Here is a 19,734-nt window from a genome sequence, read left to right as displayed (position 1 = left end):
CATCCAAAAAAAGGGGAGAGCCGGTACACCGGCGTGCGGGTCATCGGTAAGCGTTACAGGGTGTTCTGGGGGGTATACAGCAATCGGCGAGTCCGGTTGCATGCCAGCATCAGCTGACTGATCCGGCGTCGTCTCCACGTATCGAGCGAGGTGACGTCATGAGTATTTTTAGCCACTTCCAACAACGTTTTGAGTCTACGCGCCAGGAAGAACTTTCGCTGCAGGAGTACCTCGAGCTGTGCAAAGAGGATCGCAGTGCCTACGCATCGGCAGCTGAACGGCTGTTGCTGGCCATCGGTGAGCCGGAACTGATCGACACCTCAAGCAACTCCAGATTGTCGCGAATCTTCTCCAACAAAGTGATCCGCCGGTATCCGGCCTTTGCCGACTTCCATGGCATGGAAGAGTGCATCGACCAGATCGTCTCCTACTTCCGCCATGCCGCCCAAGGCCTGGAAGAGAAGAAACAGATCCTCTACCTGCTGGGCCCGGTAGGCGGCGGTAAATCGTCGCTGGCCGAGAAACTCAAGCAGCTGATGGAAAAGGTACCCTTCTACGCGATCAAGGATTCGCCCGTATTCGAGTCGCCGCTGGGCCTGTTCAATGCCACTGAAGATGGTGCCATTCTCGAAGAAGAGTACGGCATCTCGCGACGCTACCTGAACACCATCATGTCGCCATGGGCCACCAAGCGCCTGCAGGAGTACGGCGGTGACATCAGCAAGTTCAAGGTGGTCAAGCTTTACCCCTCGATCCTCAACCAGATCGCCATCGCCAAGACCGAGCCGGGTGACGAGAACAACCAGGACATCTCCGCCCTGGTCGGCAAGGTGGATATCCGCAAACTCGAGGAATTCCCGCAGAACGACGCCGACGCCTACAGCTACTCGGGCGCGCTGTGCCGGGCCAACCAGGGCCTGATGGAATTCGTCGAGATGTTCAAGGCGCCGATCAAGGTCCTGCACCCACTGCTCACCGCCACCCAGGAAGGCAACTACAACAGTACCGAAGGCCTGGGCGCGATCCCCTACTCCGGGATCCTGCTGGCTCACTCCAACGAATCGGAGTGGCACACCTTCCGCAACAACAAGAACAACGAGGCGTTCATCGACCGGATCTATATCGTCAAGGTGCCGTACTGCCTGCGCGTCAGCGACGAGATCAAGATCTACGACAAGCTGCTGGTCAACAGTTCGCTGGCCAAGGCCCACTGCGCGCCAGACACGCTCAAGATGCTCGCCCAGTTCACCGTGCTCTCGCGCCTCAAAGAGCCGGAGAACTCCAACATCTATTCGAAGATGCGCGTCTATGATGGCGAGAACCTCAAGGACACCGATCCGAAAGCCAAGTCGATTCAGGAGTACCGCGACGCCGCCGGTGTCGACGAGGGCATGAACGGCCTGTCGACCCGCTTCGCCTTCAAGATCCTCTCCAAGGTGTTCAACTTCGACCCGCACGAGGTGGCCGCGAACCCGGTGCACCTGCTGTATGTGCTGGAACAGCAGATCGAACAGGAGCAGTTCCCGGCCGAAGTGCGCGAGCGTTACCTGCGCTACCTGAAAGAGTACCTGGCACCGCGTTACATCGAGTTCATCGGCAAAGAAATCCAGACCGCCTACCTCGAGTCGTATAGCGAGTACGGCCAGAACATCTTCGACCGCTATGTGCTGTACGCCGACTTCTGGATCCAGGACCAGGAATACCGCGACCCTGAAACCGGCGAGATCCTCAACCGCATCGCCCTCAACGAAGAGCTGGAGAAGATCGAGAAACCGGCCGGTATCAGCAATCCGAAGGATTTCCGTAACGAGATCGTCAACTTCGTACTGCGTGCCCGCGCCAACAACAATGGCAAGAACCCGAGCTGGCTGAGTTACGAGAAGCTGCGCGTGGTGATCGAGAAGAAAATGTTCTCCAACACCGAAGACCTGCTGCCGGTCATCAGCTTCAACGCCAAGGCCAGCAAGGAAGACCAACAGAAGCACAACGACTTCGTCACGCGGATGGTGGAGCGTGGCTACACCGACAAACAGGTGCGCCTGCTGTCGGAATGGTACCTGCGGGTCAGGAAATCGCAATAAAGCGGCAAGCTACACGCCGTGCGCCCGCGGCTGGCTTGCCAGCCACGGGCTGCGGTGGCTGCTTTGCTGCATTGCACGTGCAGCAGCTCGTAGCTTGAAGCGTGCAGCTGTTCCCAGCTACCGGAGGGACCATGAGCTACGTTATCGACCGACGCCTGAACGGCAAGAACAAGAGCACGGTAAACCGCCAGCGTTTCTTGCGGCGTTACCGTGAACACATCAAGAAAGCCGTCGAAGAGGCCGTGAGCCGCCGCTCCATCATGGACATGGAACATGGCGAACAGATCAGCATTCCGGGACGGGACATCGATGAACCGGTGCTGCACCATGGCCGCGGCGGCAAGCAGACCATCGTGCATCCGGGCAACAAGGAATTCACCGCTGGTGAGCACATCCCCCGACCTCAGGGCGGCGGCGGTGGAGGCGGCCGTGGCAAGGCCGGCAATTCCGGCGAGGGCATGGACGATTTTGTCTTCCAGATCACCCAGGAAGAGTTCCTCGAATTCATGTTCGAAGACCTCGAACTGCCCAACCTGGTCAAGCGCCACCTGACCGGTGCCGACACTTTCAAGACCGTGCGCGCGGGGATCGCCAACGAAGGCAACCCGTCACGTATCAACATCGTACGTACCCTGCGCTCGGCTCACGCCCGGCGTATCGCCCTGACCGGCAGCAGCCGCGCGCTGTTGCGTGAGGCGCAGAAGGAGCTGGCCCGCCTCAAGGTGGAAGAGCCAGACAACTTCACCGACATCCAGGAGACCGAGCAGGAGATAGAGCGGCTCAAGGCGCGCATCAATCGCCTGCCCTTCCTTGATACCTTCGACCTCAAGTACAACCTGCTGGTCAAGCAACCCAACCCCAGCTCCAAGGCGGTGATGTTCTGCCTGATGGACGTGTCCGGCTCGATGACCCAAGCCACCAAGGACATCGCCAAGCGCTTTTTCATCCTCTTGTACCTGTTCCTCAAGCGCAATTACGACCGCATCGAAGTGGTGTTCATCCGCCACCACACCAGTGCGCGCGAAGTCGACGAGGAAGAGTTCTTCTACTCCCGGGAAACCGGCGGCACCATCGTCTCCAGCGCATTGAAAATGATGCAGGAGATCATGGCCGAGCGTTACCCGGCCAGCGATTGGAACATCTACGCCGCCCAGGCTTCCGACGGCGACAACTGGAACGATGACTCGCCGATTTGCCGCGAGATCCTCTCCAAGCAGATCATGCCGCACGTGCAGTACTACACTTACGTCGAGATCACCCCGCGTGAGCATCAGGCGCTGTGGTACGAGTACGAGCGAATCGGCGAGTCCTTTCCCGATACCTTCGCCCAGCAGCAGTTGGTTTCGGCCGGCGATATCTACCCGGTCTTCCGTGAACTCTTCCAGCGCAGGTTAGCCACATGACCGCCAGAGCACAGAGACGCCAACCCATTTCCACGGGGTCCGAGTGGACGTTCGAGCTGATCCAGACCTACGACCGGGAAATCAGCCGCCTGGCCGAACGTTATGCCCTGGACACCTATCCCAACCAGATCGAAGTGATCACTGCCGAACAGATGATGGATGCCTACGCATCCGTCGGCATGCCGCTGGGCTATCACCACTGGTCCTACGGCAAGCAGTTCCTCAGTACCGAGAAGTCCTACAGTCGCGGCCAAATGGGCCTGGCTTACGAAATCGTGATCAACTCGGATCCCTGCATCGCCTACCTGATGGAAGAAAACACCATGTGCATGCAGGCACTGGTGATCGCACATGCCTGCTACGGCCACAACAGCTTCTTCAAGGGCAATTACCTGTTCCGCACCTGGACTGACGCCAGCTCGATCATCGACTACCTGGTGTTCGCCAAGCAGTACATTGCCCAGTGCGAGGAGCGCCATGGCATCGATGCCGTCGAAGACCTGATCGACTCTTGCCATGCGTTGATGAACTACGGCGTAGACCGCTACAAGCGCCCCTACCCTATTTCAGCCGAGGAAGAACGGCGCCGCCAGAAGGAGCGTGAAGAGCACCTGCAAAAGCAGATCAACGACCTATGGCGCACCATTCCCAAGAGTGCGGAAAAAGGAGGCGAGCGCGATGATGCACGCTTCCCCGCCGAACCTCAGGAAAACATTCTCTATTTCATCGAAAAACATGCACCTTTGCTGGAGCCTTGGCAACGTGAAGTGGTGCGTATCGTGCGCAAGATCGCGCAGTACTTCTACCCGCAGCGCCAAACCCAGGTGATGAACGAGGGGTGGGCCACGTTCTGGCATTACACCCTGATGAACGACCTCTACGATGAAGGCTTGGTAACCGATGGTTTCATCATGGAGTTCCTCCAATCGCATACCAGCGTGGTGTTCCAGCCGGGCTTCGACAGCCCTTACTACAACGGTATCAACCCATACGCACTGGGTTTCGCGATGTACACCGACATCCGCCGGATGTGCGAAAACCCGACCGAGGAGGACCGCCACTGGTTCCCCGACATCGCCGGCAGTGACTGGCTGTCGACCATCAAGTTCGCCATGAGCAGCTTCAAGGATGAAAGCTTCATCCTGCAGTACCTGTCACCCAAAGTGATCCGCGACCTCAAGCTGTTCAGCATCCTCGACGACGACCAACGCGACGACCTGCTAGTACCGGCCATCCACGACGAAGCAGGCTACCGCACTATCCGCGAGCAACTGGCCTCCCAGTACAACCTTGGCAACCGCGAACCCAACGTGCAGATCTGGAGCATCGACCGCCGGGGTGACCGCTCCCTGACCTTGCGCCACCAGCAGCACAACCGCAAACCGCTGGGCGACTCCACCGAGGAAGTACTCAAGCACCTGCACCGGCTGTGGGGCTTCGATATCCACCTGGAGACCGTGCAGGGCGACCAGGTGGTCAAGACCCATCACATGCCACCGCGTGGCGAGCACGGCGAAGGCGGCGATTATGGCCGCATGGACCTGGCCGTCATTCATCATCTCTAGCCGCAAAGCACCGCCATTGCTGCCGACAGGGTATCCTGTGGGCAGTAATGGAGGCTGCACATGCACATCTACAAAGTCGGCGGCGCGGTCCGTGACCGCCTGCTCGGACGCCCGGTCAGTGATATCGATTGGCTGGTGGTCGGCGCTACCGTCGAAGAAATGCACGCCAAGGGCTATCGCCCGGTAGGTGCTGATTTCCCGGTTTTCCTGCATCCCAAGACGGGCGAGGAGTATGCCCTTGCCCGCACCGAGCGCAAGAGCGGACGCGGTTATGGGGGTTTCACCTTCCATGCCAGCCCGGACGTAACGCTCGAAGAAGACCTGATTCGACGTGACCTGACCATCAATGCAATGGCTGAAGACGACCACGGTAACGTCATCGACCCCTACCATGGCCAGGTCGATCTTGAGCAGCGTATTCTGCGCCACGTTTCACCGGCGTTCGCCGAAGATCCCCTCCGAGTACTGCGCGTAGCACGCTTTGCCGCTCGCTATGCGCCGCTCGGTTTCAGGGTCGCGGACGAAACCCTTGCGCTGATGCGTCAGATCAGTGCTTCCGGCGAGCTGCAGGCGTTGACCGCCGAGCGCAGCTGGAAGGAGATCGAGCGTGCATTGATGGAGGACCAGCCACAAGTATTCATCCAGGTACTGCGCGATTGTGCAGCCCTGCGCGAGCTGATGCCTGAGATCGAGGCCGGGACGGCTTCGCTGAGCGCGCTCGTCCTGGCTGCCAAGCACCATCAACCCCTGCACGTGCGCTGGGCCTGCCTGCTGTGCGGTCTGCAACCGGCTGCGATCAAGGCGCTCAACCAGCGCTTCAAGGCCCCGCGCGAATGCCAGGAGCTGGCCATGCTGGCAGGCGAGTTTGGTGAACGCAGCCAAGGCGCCTTTGAATTGGAGCCAGAGGCTCTACTGGAGTTGTTGCAGAAGTTCGACGTGTATCGGCGACCACAGCGGTTCGAGGACTTCATAGCCACGTGTGAAATGGATGCGCGGGGGCACGGCGCGCAAAGTTACCCACAGGGCGACTACTTGCGTGGCGCAGCGACGGCAGCCAGGGAAGTGGATGTGAAGCCCTTTGTGGCCGCGGGGCTGACCGGGCAGCAATTGGGAGAGGCGCTCAAGCAGGAACGGCTCAGAGCGCTGCAGGCCTACAAACACGCCCCAAAGCCCTGAAGCTTGCACGAGCCCTGTGGGAGCCGGCTTGCCGGCGATGAGGCCGGAACAGGCACAACACAACCGCCTTGAGTAGCCTGTTCGGACCCTATCGCCGGCAAGCCGGCTCCCACAGACCGTTTTCAATGCTTGTGGTGTGCCCCGCTCCATTCAAGCCGGGGTCAGCTGCAACCCGCGCCACTCGAACGCAACAGGCGCCAGCACCTGCTCGATGCGCGCTTCCTGCCACAACTGCGCCATGCGCTTTCCCGCCCCCGGATGCACCAGCTCAGGTGCCAGCAATGCCAAGGGCCACAGCACAAAGGCATTCTGCAGGATCTCGGCCCTGGGCAACACCAACCCATCGTAGGTACCGTGCAGATCGTCATACATCAGCACATCGATATCCAGCGGCAAACCCTTGCGATCCGGGGCATATCGGCCGTTGTCAGCCTCGATGAACTTGAGGCGGCGGTCCAGCTCCATCAGCGGCAGGTCGGTCTTGCCCGTCACCACGAAGTTGATGAACGGGCCACTCTTGATCCCTACCGCCTGGCTCTCGAAGGCCGGAGAACAGCGCATGTCAGTGAGTATGGCGGCCAAGGCATCGAGCCCGGCGCACAGGTGCCTGTGGCGGTCGATATTGCTGCCAAGGCCCAGGTAAACCGTGCTCAAAGGCATCCGCGCTCGATCTCCACACCAACACCACCGCGGGCTGCGGGGACTGCGCCCGGCTTGGTCAGCTTCAGCCGTACCCAAGGGATGTGGAATTCTTCCATCAGCGTCGCCACCAAGCGTTCGGCAAAGGTTTCCACCAGCTCGAAGCGCGCCTGCTCGGCAAAGGCCTGGATACGCGACGAAACGCTGGCGTAGTCCAACGCCAGGCTCAGATCATCTCCAGCCGCAGCTGGGCGATTGTCCCAGGCGAAACTCAGGTCCAGGCGCAGGCACTGGCGAATATCCCGTTCCCAGTCATAGGCACCAATGACGGTGTCGACTTCCAGGCCTTCGATGAACACTCTGTCCAAGCACTTCTCTCCACAGCACGACAAGGGCGACTGGCGCCGTTAGAATCAGGGCGTCCTCGCCCGGAATAGTTAGCATGTTTTGGTTACTGGCGCTGCTTGCCTACCTGCTCGGCTCACTGTCCTTCGCCATCGTCCTCAGCCGCCTTTCGGGCAGCCCGGACCCGCGTTCCAGCGGTTCGGGCAATGCCGGCGCCACCAACATGCTACGCCTGGCAGGCCGCAAGCTGGCGATCCTGACCTTGCTCGGTGACCTGTGCAAGGGCTTGTTGCCGGTGTTGCTCGCGCGCCTGGTCGGGCTCGACTTGCAGGAACAAGCCTGGGTCGGCATCTGCGCGGTACTCGGTCACCTGTTCCCAGTGTACTTCCACTTCCAGGGCGGCAAGGGCGTGGCCACTGCAGCCGGCATGCTCATGGGCCTGTACTTCCCTGCCGCGCTGCTGGCCATCGGTGCCTGGCTGCTGACCTTCTACCTCACCCGCACCAGTTCGCTGGCAGCGCTGATCGCCACGCCTCTGACCCTGCCATTGCTGGCCTGGCGCGAGCCTGAGGCCTTGCTGCCGATCAGCGTGCTCACACTGATGATCGTCTGGCGCCACCGCAACAACCTGCGCGACCTGTTCGCCGGACGCGAGCGGCACTTCTGACGCCCTTCACAGCGGGGGCAACTGCTCCATCGGCCAGCGCGCCTGCACGCTGATCGCCAGGTCTTGCTGCTGCCCGGCCAACAAGCGCTGGCAGCCGGCATAGGCGATCATCGCGCCGTTGTCGGTGCAGAACTGGGGGCGAGCGTAGTACACGTTGCCTTTGATACCGGCGAGCATGTCCTCCAGGGATGCACGCAACGCCTTGTTGGCGCTCACACCACCGGCGATCACCAGGCGCTTGAGGCCTGTCTGCTTCAGGGCGCGCTTGCACTTGATGGTCAGAGTCTCCACCACCGCCTGCTGGAACGCCAGGGACACGTCGCAACGGGTTTGCTCATTGTCGTCGCCAGCATTGCGGCACTGTTGCCAGGTGTTGAGGGCGAATGTCTTGAGGCCACTGAAGCTGAACTCAAGGCCCGGGCGATCGGTCATCGGCCGCGGGAACACGAAGCGTCCAGGCACACCCTGTTCGGCCAGGCGAGCGATTTCCGGGCCGCCGGGGTAATTCAGGCCCATCAGCTTGGCAGTCTTGTCGAATGCCTCACCAGCGGCGTCGTCGAGGCTCTCGCCCAGCAGCTCGTACTGGCCGATTCCATCGACGCGCACCAGCTGGGTATGCCCGCCAGACACCAACAAAGCGACGAACGGAAACTGCGGAGGGTTTTCCTCCAGCATCGGCGCCAGTAAATGACCTTCCATATGGTGCACACCGATCGCCGGGATATCCCAGGCGAACGCCAGGGCCTGGGCGCACGAGGCGCCGACCAGCAACGCCCCGACCAGGCCAGGACCCGCGGTGTAGGCGATGGCGTCGATCTCGGTGGCCACGCAGCCGGCCTCGTCCAATACCTGACGGATCAGCGGCAACATGCGTTTGACATGGTCCCGCGACGCAAGCTCGGGCACGACCCCGCCAAACACACGGTGCAGGTCAATTTGGCTGAACAGCGCATCGGCTAACAAACCGCGCTCACTGTCGTATAATGCGACGCCGGTTTCGTCGCAGGATGTTTCCAATCCCAGTACTAGCATGGGCTCGTCCCTTGTGGGGGCTGATTTCGAAGCCGCGCATGATAGTCCCCGTGCCGGGTGCCGACCAGCGGTTTTCGATCAGAGGCTTTGCATTCCGGCGTGCTAAGGGTTAACATCCGCAACCCTTGAAAACCGACGTTCTCCAGCACACCTTTGTTTTGCCAGGAGCACGTCTACCCCGGTAATGAATTAAGGTAGCCCTGGATGCCAGCCGTCAAAGTTAAAGAGAACGAACCCTTCGACGTAGCTCTGCGTCGTTTCAAGCGCTCCTGCGAAAAAGCCGGTGTACTGGCTGAAGTTCGTAGCCGCGAGTTTTACGAGAAGCCGACCGCAGAGCGTAAGCGCAAAGCAGCTGCTGCTGTTAAGCGTCACGCCAAGAAAGTTCAGCGCGAACAGCGCCGCGCCGTTCGTCTGTACTAATACAGACGTTCAACGCAAAGCTTCTGCCCTGCCCGGCTCACCGCCGGGCCGATGGCAGCGGTTTGTTTCAACCTTGAGCAGCTAGCCCAAGGCGTCCGCCGCAACTCGTAGTGGACAACCGCTTCAACGCGTCAGTACTGGTCTTCGACCAGCCGTGCACGTCCTGACTGACGAGCCCCCGGCAACTTTGGTGGCTACCGACGAGCACACATTCCCTCGCACTTCCCCTAGCAGCACTCCCCCCAACCGGCGCGCTAGCGATTAGACTTGCCAGTTGCCAGATGACGAGACTGCCATGGCCGGGCTGATTCCCCAAAGCTTCATTGACGACCTGATCAACCGCCTCGACATCGTCGACGTGGTGAGTTCACGTGTCCAGCTGAAAAAGACCGGCAAGAACTACTCCGCCTGCTGCCCGTTCCACAAGGAGAAGACCCCCTCCTTCACGGTCAGCCCGGACAAGCAGTTCTATTACTGCTTTGGCTGCGGTGCCGGCGGTAACGCCCTGGGCTTCGTCATGGACCACGACAACCTGGACTTTCCCCAGGCCGTCGAGGAACTGGCGCGCGCCGCCGGCATGGAAGTACCTCGCGAGGAGGGTCGACGCGGGCAGAAACCGCGCCAGCCAACCGACTCGCCGCTCTACCCCCTGCTGGATGCCGCCGCCGAATTCTACCGCCAGGCGCTGCGCAGCCACCCCACCCGCAAAGCAGCGGTGGAGTACCTCAAGGGCCGTGGCCTGTCAGGCGAAATCGCCCGCGACTTCGGCCTGGGCTTCGCCCCGCCGGGCTGGGACAACCTGCTCAAGCACCTGGGCGCCGACACCCTGCAACAGAAGGTGATGATCGATGCCGGCCTGTTGATCGAGAACGCCGAAAGCGGCAAGCGCTACGACCGCTTCCGCGATCGGGTGATGTTCCCGATCCGCGACAGCCGCGGGCGCATCATCGCCTTTGGTGGCCGGGTGCTCGGCGACGACAAGCCCAAGTACCTCAACTCGCCGGAAACCCCGGTGTTCCACAAGGGCCAGGAGCTCTACGGGTTATACGAGGCACGCAAGCACAACCGAAACCTCGACGAGATCATCGTCGTCGAAGGCTACATGGACGTCATCGCTCTGGCCCAGCAGGGCCTGCGCAACGCTGTGGCCACCCTCGGCACCGCGACCAGCGAAGAACACCTCAAGCGCCTGTTCCGCGTGGTGCCCAGCGTGCTGTTCTGTTTCGACGGCGACCAGGCCGGGCGCAAGGCGGCATGGCGCGCCCTCGAATCGGCCCTGCCGGCCCTGCAGGACGGGCGTCGGGCGCGCTTTCTGTTCCTGCCCGAAGGCGAAGACCCCGACAGCCTGGTGCGCGCCGAAGGCACCGATGCCTTCATGGCACGCATCAATCAGCACGCCCAACCTCTGGCTGACTACTTTTTCGAGCAGTTGAGCGTCGAGGCCGACCCTCGTTCGCTGGAAGGCAAGGCGCATATGGCGACCCTGGCCGCACCGTTGATCGAAAAAATTCCCGGCGCCAACCTGCGCCAGTTGATGCGCAATCGCCTGAAGGAAATCACCGGCCTCGATCCGCAGCAGGTCGAGCAGCTGGCCCAACACGCCCCCGCCGCCAGCAGCGTGCCGGACTATGACCCCGGCTTCGACTACGACGCGATGGCCAGCTACACCCCGGACTACGGCGACATGCCGGTGCACGACTACGCCCCGGCGCAGCAGGAACAGCAGTGGAAGCCGAACAAGGGTGGCGGCAAGAAACCGTGGAGCGACAAGCCCTGGGACAAGAACCGCAAAGGTGGCAAGCCGTGGCAACAGCGCGACGAAGCGCCGCCACGCACCCCAGCGCCGGTGGAACCGCCGACCCTGGCCGCCCTGCGCACCTTGCTGCACCACCCGCTGCTGGCCGGCAAAGTCGAGGACGCCAGCCATTTTGCCGACGAAGAACACCTTTACAGCCAGCTGCTGGTGGCATTGATCGAAGCCGCTCAGAAAAATCCTGGACTAAGCTCAATGCAGCTGATTGCACGCTGGCACGGCACCGAACAAGGTCGCCTGTTGCGGGCCTTGGCAGAAAAGGAATGGCTGATCGTAGCCGACAACCTTGAACAACAGTTTTTCGACACTATAACTAGCTTGTCCGCCCGCCAACGCGAGCGCAGCCTGGAACAACTGCTCAGAAAAGCACGTCAAAGCGAATTGACCGGCGAGGAAAAATCACAGCTTCTCGCCCTGCTGAGCCGGAATGTTCCCGCACAAACGCCGACCTCATCTGGCGCGTGAGGCCCATGCTCGGGTATAATCCTCGGCTTGTTTTTTGCCCGCCAAGACCTTCAGTGGATAGGGTGTTATGTCCGGAAAAGCGCAACAGCAGTCTCGTATCAAAGAGTTGATCACCCGCGGTCGTGAGCAGGGCTACCTGACTTACGCGGAGGTCAACGACCACCTGCCTGAGGATATTTCAGATCCGGAACAGGTGGAAGACATCATCCGCATGATCAACGACATGGGGATCAACGTATTCGAGAGTGCTCCGGATGCGGATGCCCTTCTGTTGGCGGAAGCCGACACCGACGAAGCCGCGGCCGAAGAAGCCGCTGCTGCGTTGGCGGCAGTTGAAACCGATATCGGCCGCACGACCGACCCGGTGCGCATGTACATGCGCGAAATGGGTACCGTCGAGCTGCTGACCCGCGAAGGCGAAATCGAAATCGCCAAGCGTATCGAGGAAGGCATTCGCGAGGTGATGGGTGCCATCGCCCACTTCCCGGGTACTGTCGACTATATCCTCGGCGAATATGACCGCGTCACCACCGAAGGTGGCCGTCTGTCGGATGTTCTCAGCGGTTACATCGACCCTGACGACAACATCGCCGCCCCGACCGAAGAGGTGCCGATTCCTGGTGCCAAGGCCGCGGCTGCGAAGGAAGAGTCCGACGACGAAGAAGAAAGCGAAGAAAGCAGTGATGACGAGGAAGAGGCCGAAAGCGGTCCGGACCCAGTCGTCGCAGCCCAGCGTTTCGGTGCAGTCTCCGACCAGCTCGCTGTCACCCTCAAGGTGCTGAAAAAGCATGGCCGCAGCCATGCCGAAAGCATCGGTGCCATGCAGGCACTGGCCGATCTGTTCATGCCGATCAAGCTGGTGCCCAAGCAGTTCGACGTACTGGTAGAGCGTGTACGTGATGCCCTGAGTCGCCTGCGTCAGCAAGAGCGCGCGATCATGCAACTGTGCGTCCGTGATGCGCGCATGCCGCGTGCCGACTTCCTGCGCCTGTTCCCGAGCAACGAAACCGACCAGACCTGGAGCGGTGACCTGGCCAAGCGCAGCACCAAGTGGGCAGCCGCCCTGGGTGAAAAGGACGCCGCCATCGTTGCTTGCCAGCAGAAGCTGATCGACCTCGAGACCGAGACCGGCCTGACTGTCGCCGAGATCAAGGAAATCAACCGTCGCATGTCCATCGGTGAGGCGAAAGCCCGCCGCGCCAAGAAGGAAATGGTCGAGGCGAACCTGCGTCTGGTGATCTCCATCGCCAAGAAGTACACCAACCGCGGCCTGCAGTTCCTCGACCTGATCCAGGAAGGCAACATCGGCCTGATGAAGGCGGTGGACAAGTTCGAATACCGTCGCGGCTACAAGTTCTCGACCTACGCCACCTGGTGGATCCGCCAGGCGATCACCCGCTCGATCGCCGACCAGGCGCGCACCATCCGTATCCCGGTGCACATGATCGAGACGATCAACAAGCTCAACCGAATTTCCCGCCAGATGCTGCAGGAAATGGGCCGTGAACCGACCCCGGAAGAGCTCGGTGAGCGCATGGAAATGCCTGAGGACAAGATCCGCAAGGTATTGAAGATCGCCAAAGAGCCGATCTCCATGGAAACACCGATCGGTGACGACGAAGATTCGCACCTGGGCGACTTCATCGAGGACTCGACCATGCAGTCCCCGATCGACGTGGCCACGGTCGAAAGCCTCAAGGAAGCGACCCGCGACGTGCTCTCGGGCCTGACCGCACGTGAAGCCAAAGTGCTGCGCATGCGTTTCGGTATCGACATGAACACCGACCACACCCTCGAAGAGGTGGGCAAGCAGTTTGACGTGACCCGTGAGCGGATCCGTCAGATCGAAGCGAAGGCGTTGCGCAAGTTGCGCCACCCGACTCGCAGCGAGCATCTGCGCTCCTTCCTCGACGAGTGATGACGAACCCCGGCCCAGGCCGGGGTTTTTCTTTTGGGATAAAGGCTCGTCGTGGCCACTCGCTACCCCACCGGGCCAAATGCCCGTCTACACTCGACTTCAGACCACCTGAATGCGAGGCCGATATGCCGCCGATGCCGGCCATTCTGTTGCTGCTCCTGACCCTGTGGAACACAACGGCCGGCGCCCTGACCCTGACAGACGAGGAAAAAACCTGGCTTGCTGCCCACCCGCAGCTGAAGCTGGGCGTCGACGCCTCATGGCCACCATTCGAGTTTCGTGACCAGGAGGGCCGGTACCAGGGATTGGCCGCCGATTACATCGCCTTGCTCCAGGAACGCCTGAGTGTATCGCTCAAGCCGGTCGAGCCCAGCAGCTGGACCGAGGTCCTCCAGCAGGCGCGGGAAAACCGCATCGACCTGTTGCCTGGCATCATGTCTACGCCGGAGCGCCAAGGCTACCTGGCCTTCACCCGCCCCTACCTGGACTTCCCGATCGTCATCCTGGCCCATGATGGCGGCCCGCAACCACGCACCCTGAAGGACCTTTACGGCCTGAAGATCGCCGTGGTGGAAAACTACGCCCCCCACGAGCTGCTGCGCACCCATCACCCCGACCTGAACCTCGTGGCCATGCCCAATGTCAGCTCGACCCTGCAGGCACTGGCCACCGACGAAGTGGATGCGGTAGTCGGCGACCTCGCTTCGAGCATCTGGAGCCTGCGCCAGCTCAAGCTCGACGGCTTGTACGTCAGCGGCGAAACACCCTATCGCTACCAATTGGCCATGGCCGCTCCGCGCGACAAGAAGATATTGGTCGGCATCCTCGACAAGGTCATGGCCGACATGTCCAGCGACGAAATCAACCAGATCCAGCAACGCTGGGTCGGCAACGTGGTAGACCAGCGCAGCTTCTGGCGCGACGTGCTGATGTACGGCCTGCCCGCCGTCCTGCTGCTGGTGGCCATTCTGGCCGTGGTCATCCGCATCAACCGCCGGCTCAGCTCGGAGATTTCCCGGCGCATCGCGCTGGAACAGGAGCTGCGCAGCAGCGAGTACCACTACCGGGGCCTGATCGAGAGCCTGTCGGCGATCGCCTGGGAAGCCGACGCCAACGATTTCACCTACAGCTACGTGTCGCCCCATGCCGAAGACTTGCTCGGCTATCCCTTGCACGATTGGCTCAAAGCCGGCTTCTGGCGCAGCATCCTGCACCCCGAGGACGCGTTGTGGGCCCAGGCCTTCTGCGAAAGCGAAACGGCTGCCGGGCGCGACCACAGCCTCGATTACCGGGTGATTGGCGCCGACGGCCAGGCCCTTTGGGTGCGCAATATCGTCAGCATGATCGAACACGGCCACCGGCCGGTGATGCGCGGGCTGATGATCGATATCAGCGAAACCAAGCGCACCGAGGACGCCCTGCGCCTGTCCGAGCAGAAGTTCGCCTCGGTGTTCCAGCAATGCCCCGATATTCTGCTGATCGCCCGCCATAGCGACGGCTGCCTGCTGGAAGTCAACGAAGCCTTCGAAGAACAGATCGGCCTTAGCCCAAGCCAGGTCATAGGCCGTACCGCGACCGAGCTGGATCTCTGGGGCGAGCGAGGGGCCGGCCCAAACCTGCTCGAGCGCCTGCATCAGGGCGGCATCCGCAATCTGGAAATGAGCTACCGCCGCAGCAATGGCCAGCTGTTCATCGGCCTGACTTCTGCAGAAACCTTCGAACTGGACGGCACCTTGGCCTTCGTCGTGGCGGTGCGTGACATCAGTCAGCTGAAAGAAACCCAGCAACAATTGCAAATTTCCGAAGAGAAGTTCGCCAAGGCCTTCCATGCCTCCCCCGACGGTCTGTTGCTGTCGCGTCAGAGCGATGGCTTGCTGGTCGAGGTCAACGAAGGCTTCTGTCGCCTGACCGGCTATGAACTCAATCCCTCGATCGACCAGACATCTTTCGACCTGGGGATCTGGGTCGACCTCAATGAACGCAAGCGCATGATCGACCAACTGGCCCGCGATGGCTTCGTGCGCGATTTCAGCTGCCATATCCGCCGCAGCGACGGGCAGATACGCCTGTGCGAGCTGTCCGCAAGGCCTCTTCCGATTGGCGGGGTCGATTGCATGCTGACCATCGCCCGCGACATTACCGAGCGCCACCTGATGCAAGAGAAATTGCAGCTGGCTGCCACCGTGTTCGAAAACACGGCCGAAGGTGTGCTGATCACCGACATCGACCAGCGCATCAGTGCCGTCAACCGCGCGTTCAGCGAAATCACCGGCTACAGCGAAATCGAGGCACTCGGGCAAACCCCGCGCTTAATCTCCTCCGGCCAGCATGACAGCGCCTTCTACGCCGCCATGTGGCACCAGCTCACCGCCGAGGGCCACTGGCAGGGCGAGATCTACAACAAACGCAAGAACGGCGAGTTGTACCCAAGCTGGCTGACCATCAGCGCCGTGCGTAACAACGAGCGCGCCATCACTCACTTCGTCGCCGTGTTCGCCGACATTTCCAGCCTCAAGCACGCCCAGGCCAAGCTCGACTACCAAGCCCACCACGATCCGCTCACAGGCTTGCCCAACCGTGCCCTGTTCGAGAACCGCCTGCAGGCCGTGCTCACCTGTTCGCAGACCTCCAACCGCCAGGGCGCCGTGCTGTTCCTCGACCTCGACCGCTTCAAGCACATCAACGACAGCCTCGGTCATCCCGTCGGCGACCTGCTGCTCAAAGGCATCGCGCAGCGCCTCAAGGAGCAGGTGCGCGACGTCGACACCGTGGCCCGCCTGGGCGGCGACGAGTTCATCATCCTGCTGCCTGGACTGCACAGGCCCAGCGATGCCAGCGCCATCGCCAACAAGCTGCTGGCCTGCTTCAGCGCCCCCTTCCAGGCCGGCGAGCACGAGTTCTTCACCAGCGCCAGTATCGGTATCAGCCTCTACCCGCAGGACGGCACCGACGTTGCCACGCTGATCCGCAACGCCGACGCCGCCATGTACCGCTCCAAGGCCAAAGGCCGCAACCGCGTCGAAGCCTACACCCGCGACCTCACCGCCCAGGCCAGTGAACGCATTGCCCTGGAGCACGAATTGCGCCGGGCCATCGAGCGCAACGAAATGAGCTTGAGCTATCAGCCCAAGCTCAGCCTCAAGACCCAGGCCCTGGTCGGCGCCGAAGCACTGATCCGCTGGAGTCATCCCACCTTCGGCGAGGTGCCTCCTGAGCATTTCATTCATCTCGCCGAAGAGAACGGCACCATTCTGCAAATTGGCGATTGGGTACTGGAGCAGGCCTGTCGGCAGATGCATCACTGGAAGATGGACTACCAGGCCTTCGGCCCGCTGTCGATCAACCTCGCCGGGGCGCAACTGCGCCACGGCGGCCTGGCCAAACGCATCGAGCAGCTGCTCAAGACTTACCAGCTCAAGGCTGGCGACCTGCAACTTGAGATCACCGAGAACTTCATCATGAGCCAGGCCGAGGAAGCCCTGGCCGTGCTGCACCAGCTCAAGCAGCTGGGCGTGCAGTTGGCCATCGATGACTTCGGCACGGGATACTCGTCGCTCAGCTACCTCAAGCGCCTGCCGCTGGACATCCTCAAGATCGACAAGTCGTTCATTCGCGGGCTTCCCGATGATCCACACGATGCCGCCATTGCCCGCGCCATCATCGCCCTGGGCCGCAGCATGCAATTGACCATCATTGCCGAGGGGGTGGAAAACCAGGCGCAGCAACGGTTCCTGGCTGCCGAAGGGTGCGAGCAGATCCAGGGGTACATCGTCAGCCTGCCGCTGCCGCCGGAGGAGTTTGCCGCTAGCTTTCTTCGCATAGCACTATCCGATCTTTCGGATGGCACGCTTTCGAAACCCTCGTTATAATCCGGGCGCTTACTGAGGGCCTATAGCTCAGTCGGTTAGAGCAGAGGACTCATAATCCTTTGGTCCACGGTTCGAGTCCGTGTGGGCCCACCAATAGAATCAATAACTTAGGCCAGCCATTGCGGCTGGCCTTTGTTGCTTATGGCGTCTTTGTAAGCACTTTGTAAGCATCCGGCGTAAAAGAAAACGATGCTAATAACCATACATGGCACATGCTTGCTTTTTTATAACCGCGCATGAATGCTCGCGCAGCACACCGAAAATGCCCGCGCCGTCGCTCATCACTAGTTAGGCGTCCTGATGAAGAACTTTTTTCTCGCTGCAGCGAAACTCGCCACCAGCATCTTCCTTGCGGGTTTGGCACTCACAATCGTGATCGCGATTTTCTTTTGGGGAACCAAAAGCTACGAGAAAAGCCAGGCGAAGCAGTACGAGACCATCAGGGAATGGTCTGAAGACCTCACCGCGAATCTCGGTTTTAAGATTCAGGTCAAGACAAAGGTAGTGTCCAATCAGCTTTTGCTATCCATGAATGTCGTCGGATATCCCGCCTACCTATCAGACCCTCGCCTAGCCGAACGAAACGAGAGGGCACAGATCATTGTCCACTTCGTCGACCAGGATGGTTTCAGAGTCTTCAGCAGGCCAATCGGGCTTTCCGCGTTTAGTTACGTCGTAGGCGCGAAGGGCGAGAAAATTGGCCTTCAGGCTCAACTGCAAGAATATGTCTCGGTTGAGGACTACAAGAGATTTGAGCATTTTCAGGTCGAATGGACCTTAGAAACACAGGCCCCGCCAGCACCTGCGCCTACACCTGCACCCGTCGCACAGAAGGAAAAGCGCCTCCTTGATCACTGCGCGCCAAACCTCTCGCGTGCGGAACGGCTTAAGCGACTGTCAATGCATGGAGAGCTACGGGAAACAGGCTCCGGCTCTTACTCTGCAGGGTTTCGGTCCGTGATCTTCTTATCCGATGGAACACTGCTGAGCTGCCATTGACGAGCTTCTTGCGGTGGCTCGAACCGCCACGGCATGAGCGTCCAGCGGGCCGATGTCTGGCAGGGCGAACTCGATGGCCAGCTGATAAAAATCAGTCCGCTTTGCGTACCTGCTTGCGGCCAGGCACTTTGACGCTGTGGTGCCTTGCCCATCGACGCGACTCAGCATTGACGTTGCCTGGATGTAGGTCCGGCCGGTGGGTCATCACATCAGCCAAGGTGAACGGCAGGCCACGAGCGTGCAGTTCGTCACATGCCGCCCACACCTGGCCGCACAGCGACTGAGGGCGAGGCGGTTTGATTACCCATTCCTCCTTGGGGATCAAGCGGCTGAGAGCCAGGCTATTCCCCTTCGACATTATCGCCTTAGCTTCCAATGCCTTAGCGTCGTACAGGACATTCAGCTCGGCCGTTTCCGGATTCAAGTGAACGATCACCATACGGTCCACCAGGTGCCAAGTTGCTTTGCGGAAGTGGATCATCTGCCAACAGTCCAGGCTAGTGACAGTCTTCACGCTAACACGCTCGCCGCTCGAGCTGAGCACGTCGTATCCGGCCTGATTGACTTGCTTGGCCATGGTGCCGCCGAGGGCCAAAGCCGCATATAACTCGCCCATGCGGCCGGTCAGGTCCGTCAGCTCGCCCAGCGGGAAGCCCCAAGACAGCTCCTCGAGGAGCCGGGCTTGGCGGTCACGGAGAGCAGCTTGCAGATGTTGGCGTGTTGGAGTGGTCACCGCGTTGACCTCTTCTTAGAATTGCGGCCCGATGCATTGGCCATTGAGCATTGTTCCGTAGCAACGAGCCACCGGCTGGCCAATGGTCGAACCATGGCAAGCGCCATTCACCACAGCGCCGATGCATTGGCTGGCGTCATACACCGGCTGGCCGTTTGGCGCCCGCCCTGGGGCTTTTGTATAGCCTTGTCCGGGCGTGAGGGTCTGCTCCGGGGCCGACGCGCCGACCTGCCTGTCGTAGTAGTGCGGGTCAGACGCCCAGCGCACAAATTCAGAATTCAGCACACTGGCGCAGCCACTCAGCAGCGCCAGTGCCGTCAGCATCAGCAGGGTCTTCATGTGTGAAAGGCGCGGTCCCCCGCACCACCTCCGGTCAGTTTGCCGTCCACCGGGGAAGTCGGTGATGATGCCATCATCGACCTCGATCTGGACCTTGACCTTGATCTCGATCAAATCGACCGGCGCGGCATAACGGCGCGACCAGGATGGACCCAGTGACACCGACCACCATGACAAGGTGAGCACCGTGATCCTCGACCGGGAAAGCCGCGATTCCCCGCCGCTTTTCTCGCAAGTGCCTGATTTGGTGAGAAATATGACAGCAGGATA

The 19,734-nt window shown here is 60.8% G+C and carries 15 protein-coding genes and 1 tRNA gene; 11 read left to right on the top strand and 5 right to left on the bottom strand.

The annotated features are described in order from the left end of the window. The first annotated feature begins 158 nt into the window (after positions 1–158). The 4 genes from ACIPZB_RS02800 (at position 159) to ACIPZB_RS02785 (ending at position 6,225) form a co-directional block, all read left to right on the top strand. Positions 159–2,081, top strand: coding sequence for a PrkA family serine protein kinase (locus ACIPZB_RS02800; protein WP_400638911.1), 1,923 nt, complete (start codon positions 159–161; stop codon positions 2,079–2,081). A 131-nt stretch (positions 2,082–2,212) separates the two neighbouring features. After that, complete coding sequence (locus ACIPZB_RS02795; protein ID WP_008091189.1) at positions 2,213–3,484, top strand: YeaH/YhbH family protein; 1,272 nt, start codon at positions 2,213–2,215, stop codon at positions 3,482–3,484. After that, positions 3,481–5,049, top strand: coding sequence for a SpoVR family protein (locus ACIPZB_RS02790; RefSeq protein WP_400638910.1), 1,569 nt, complete (start codon positions 3,481–3,483; stop codon positions 5,047–5,049). Before ACIPZB_RS02795 ends, ACIPZB_RS02790 begins: the two co-directional genes overlap by 4 nt. A 60-nt stretch (positions 5,050–5,109) precedes the next feature. Next, a complete protein-coding gene (locus ACIPZB_RS02785; RefSeq protein ID WP_400638909.1) occupies positions 5,110–6,225 on the top strand; it encodes a multifunctional CCA addition/repair protein in 1,116 nt (371 codons plus the stop codon). A 150-nt stretch (positions 6,226–6,375) separates the two neighbouring features. On the opposite strand, the gene folK is transcribed toward ACIPZB_RS02785, so the two are convergent. Together folK and folB are read right to left on the bottom strand one after the other, a co-directional pair. Further along, on the bottom strand, positions 6,376–6,885 hold the full coding sequence (gene folK / locus ACIPZB_RS02780; RefSeq protein WP_400638908.1) for a 2-amino-4-hydroxy-6-hydroxymethyldihydropteridine diphosphokinase: 510 nt from the start codon (positions 6,883–6,885) through the stop codon (positions 6,376–6,378). Next, positions 6,876–7,232, bottom strand: coding sequence for a dihydroneopterin aldolase (folB, locus tag ACIPZB_RS02775; RefSeq protein WP_400638907.1), 357 nt, complete (start codon positions 7,230–7,232; stop codon positions 6,876–6,878). The genes folK and folB overlap by 10 nt, the downstream gene beginning before the upstream one ends. Before the next feature lie 74 nt (positions 7,233–7,306). On the opposite strand from folB, the gene plsY reads away from it, so the two are divergent. Continuing rightward, positions 7,307–7,876, top strand: coding sequence for a glycerol-3-phosphate 1-O-acyltransferase PlsY (gene plsY / locus ACIPZB_RS02770; RefSeq protein WP_400638906.1), 570 nt, complete (start codon positions 7,307–7,309; stop codon positions 7,874–7,876). Between the two features lie 6 nt (positions 7,877–7,882). Here plsY and tsaD read toward each other — a convergent pair whose 3' ends face one another. Then, a complete protein-coding gene (gene tsaD, locus ACIPZB_RS02765) occupies positions 7,883–8,908 on the bottom strand; it encodes a tRNA (adenosine(37)-N6)-threonylcarbamoyltransferase complex transferase subunit TsaD (RefSeq protein ID WP_400638905.1) in 1,026 nt (341 codons plus the stop codon). 204 nt (positions 8,909–9,112) lie between these two features. On the opposite strand from tsaD, the gene rpsU reads away from it, so the two are divergent. The 6 genes from rpsU to ACIPZB_RS02735 all read left to right on the top strand — a co-directional run bounded on the left by rpsU (position 9,113) and on the right by ACIPZB_RS02735 (position 18,392). Then, a complete protein-coding gene (rpsU, locus tag ACIPZB_RS02760; RefSeq protein ID WP_003255575.1) occupies positions 9,113–9,328 on the top strand; it encodes a 30S ribosomal protein S21 in 216 nt (71 codons plus the stop codon). Positions 9,329–9,623: 295 nt separating this feature from the next. After that, complete coding sequence (gene dnaG / locus ACIPZB_RS02755; protein WP_400638904.1) at positions 9,624–11,606, top strand: DNA primase; 1,983 nt, start codon at positions 9,624–9,626, stop codon at positions 11,604–11,606. A gap of 67 nt (positions 11,607–11,673) precedes the next feature. Then, positions 11,674–13,524: an RNA polymerase sigma factor RpoD gene (gene rpoD / locus ACIPZB_RS02750; RefSeq protein WP_400638903.1), complete on the top strand. Its 1,851-nt coding sequence runs from the start codon at positions 11,674–11,676 to the stop codon at positions 13,522–13,524. 125 nt (positions 13,525–13,649) lie between these two features. Then, positions 13,650–17,393 carry an EAL domain-containing protein gene (locus ACIPZB_RS02745; RefSeq protein ID WP_400638902.1) on the top strand — a complete coding sequence of 1,248 codons (3,744 nt, stop codon included), beginning with the start codon at positions 13,650–13,652 and terminating at the stop codon, positions 17,391–17,393. Positions 17,394–17,409: 16 nt separating this feature from the next. Continuing rightward, positions 17,410–17,486: transfer RNA gene (locus ACIPZB_RS02740), tRNA-Ile, on the top strand. A 207-nt stretch (positions 17,487–17,693) separates the two neighbouring features. Beyond that, positions 17,694–18,392 carry a hypothetical protein gene (locus ACIPZB_RS02735; protein WP_400638901.1) on the top strand — a complete coding sequence of 233 codons (699 nt, stop codon included), beginning with the start codon at positions 17,694–17,696 and terminating at the stop codon, positions 18,390–18,392. Between the two features lie 91 nt (positions 18,393–18,483). On the opposite strand, the gene ACIPZB_RS02730 is transcribed toward ACIPZB_RS02735, so the two are convergent. Then, positions 18,484–19,125, bottom strand: a complete 642-nt coding sequence (locus ACIPZB_RS02730; RefSeq protein WP_400638900.1) for a DUF6998 domain-containing protein — start codon at positions 19,123–19,125, stop codon at positions 18,484–18,486. A 15-nt stretch (positions 19,126–19,140) separates the two neighbouring features. Beyond that, the gene (locus tag ACIPZB_RS02725; RefSeq protein WP_400638899.1) at positions 19,141–19,650 is read right to left on the bottom strand and encodes a hypothetical protein; all 510 of its coding nucleotides are present in this window, start codon (positions 19,648–19,650) and stop codon (positions 19,141–19,143) included. Between the last annotated feature and the right edge of the window lie 84 nt (positions 19,651–19,734).

The sequence above is a fragment of the Pseudomonas sp. NPDC089396 genome, assembly GCF_044749545.1.
In the GTDB taxonomy this organism is placed as follows: domain Bacteria; phylum Pseudomonadota; class Gammaproteobacteria; order Pseudomonadales; family Pseudomonadaceae; genus Aquipseudomonas.
Note: the sequence above shows the minus strand (reverse complement) of the source record. Positions and strands in the feature narration are given on the sequence as shown.

Excerpts from the sequence above, each read along its gene's own strand:
- ACIPZB_RS02800 (WP_400638911.1), top strand. The coding sequence starts at position 159 with ATGAGTATTTTTAGCCACTTCCAACAACGTTTTGAGTCTACGCGCCAG.
- ACIPZB_RS02795 (WP_008091189.1), top strand. The coding sequence starts at position 2,213 with ATGAGCTACGTTATCGACCGACGCCTGAACGGCAAGAACAAGAGCACG.
- ACIPZB_RS02790 (WP_400638910.1), top strand. The coding sequence starts at position 3,481 with ATGACCGCCAGAGCACAGAGACGCCAACCCATTTCCACGGGGTCCGAG.
- ACIPZB_RS02785 (WP_400638909.1), top strand. The coding sequence starts at position 5,110 with ATGCACATCTACAAAGTCGGCGGCGCGGTCCGTGACCGCCTGCTCGGA.
- folK (WP_400638908.1), bottom strand. The coding sequence starts at position 6,885 with ATGCCTTTGAGCACGGTTTACCTGGGCCTTGGCAGCAATATCGACCGC.
- plsY (WP_400638906.1), top strand. The coding sequence starts at position 7,307 with ATGTTTTGGTTACTGGCGCTGCTTGCCTACCTGCTCGGCTCACTGTCC.
- tsaD (WP_400638905.1), bottom strand. The coding sequence starts at position 8,908 with ATGCTAGTACTGGGATTGGAAACATCCTGCGACGAAACCGGCGTCGCA.
- rpsU (WP_003255575.1), top strand. The coding sequence starts at position 9,113 with ATGCCAGCCGTCAAAGTTAAAGAGAACGAACCCTTCGACGTAGCTCTG.
- dnaG (WP_400638904.1), top strand. The coding sequence starts at position 9,624 with ATGGCCGGGCTGATTCCCCAAAGCTTCATTGACGACCTGATCAACCGC.
- rpoD (WP_400638903.1), top strand. The coding sequence starts at position 11,674 with ATGTCCGGAAAAGCGCAACAGCAGTCTCGTATCAAAGAGTTGATCACC.
- ACIPZB_RS02745 (WP_400638902.1), top strand. The coding sequence starts at position 13,650 with ATGCCGCCGATGCCGGCCATTCTGTTGCTGCTCCTGACCCTGTGGAAC.
- ACIPZB_RS02735 (WP_400638901.1), top strand. The coding sequence starts at position 17,694 with ATGAAGAACTTTTTTCTCGCTGCAGCGAAACTCGCCACCAGCATCTTC.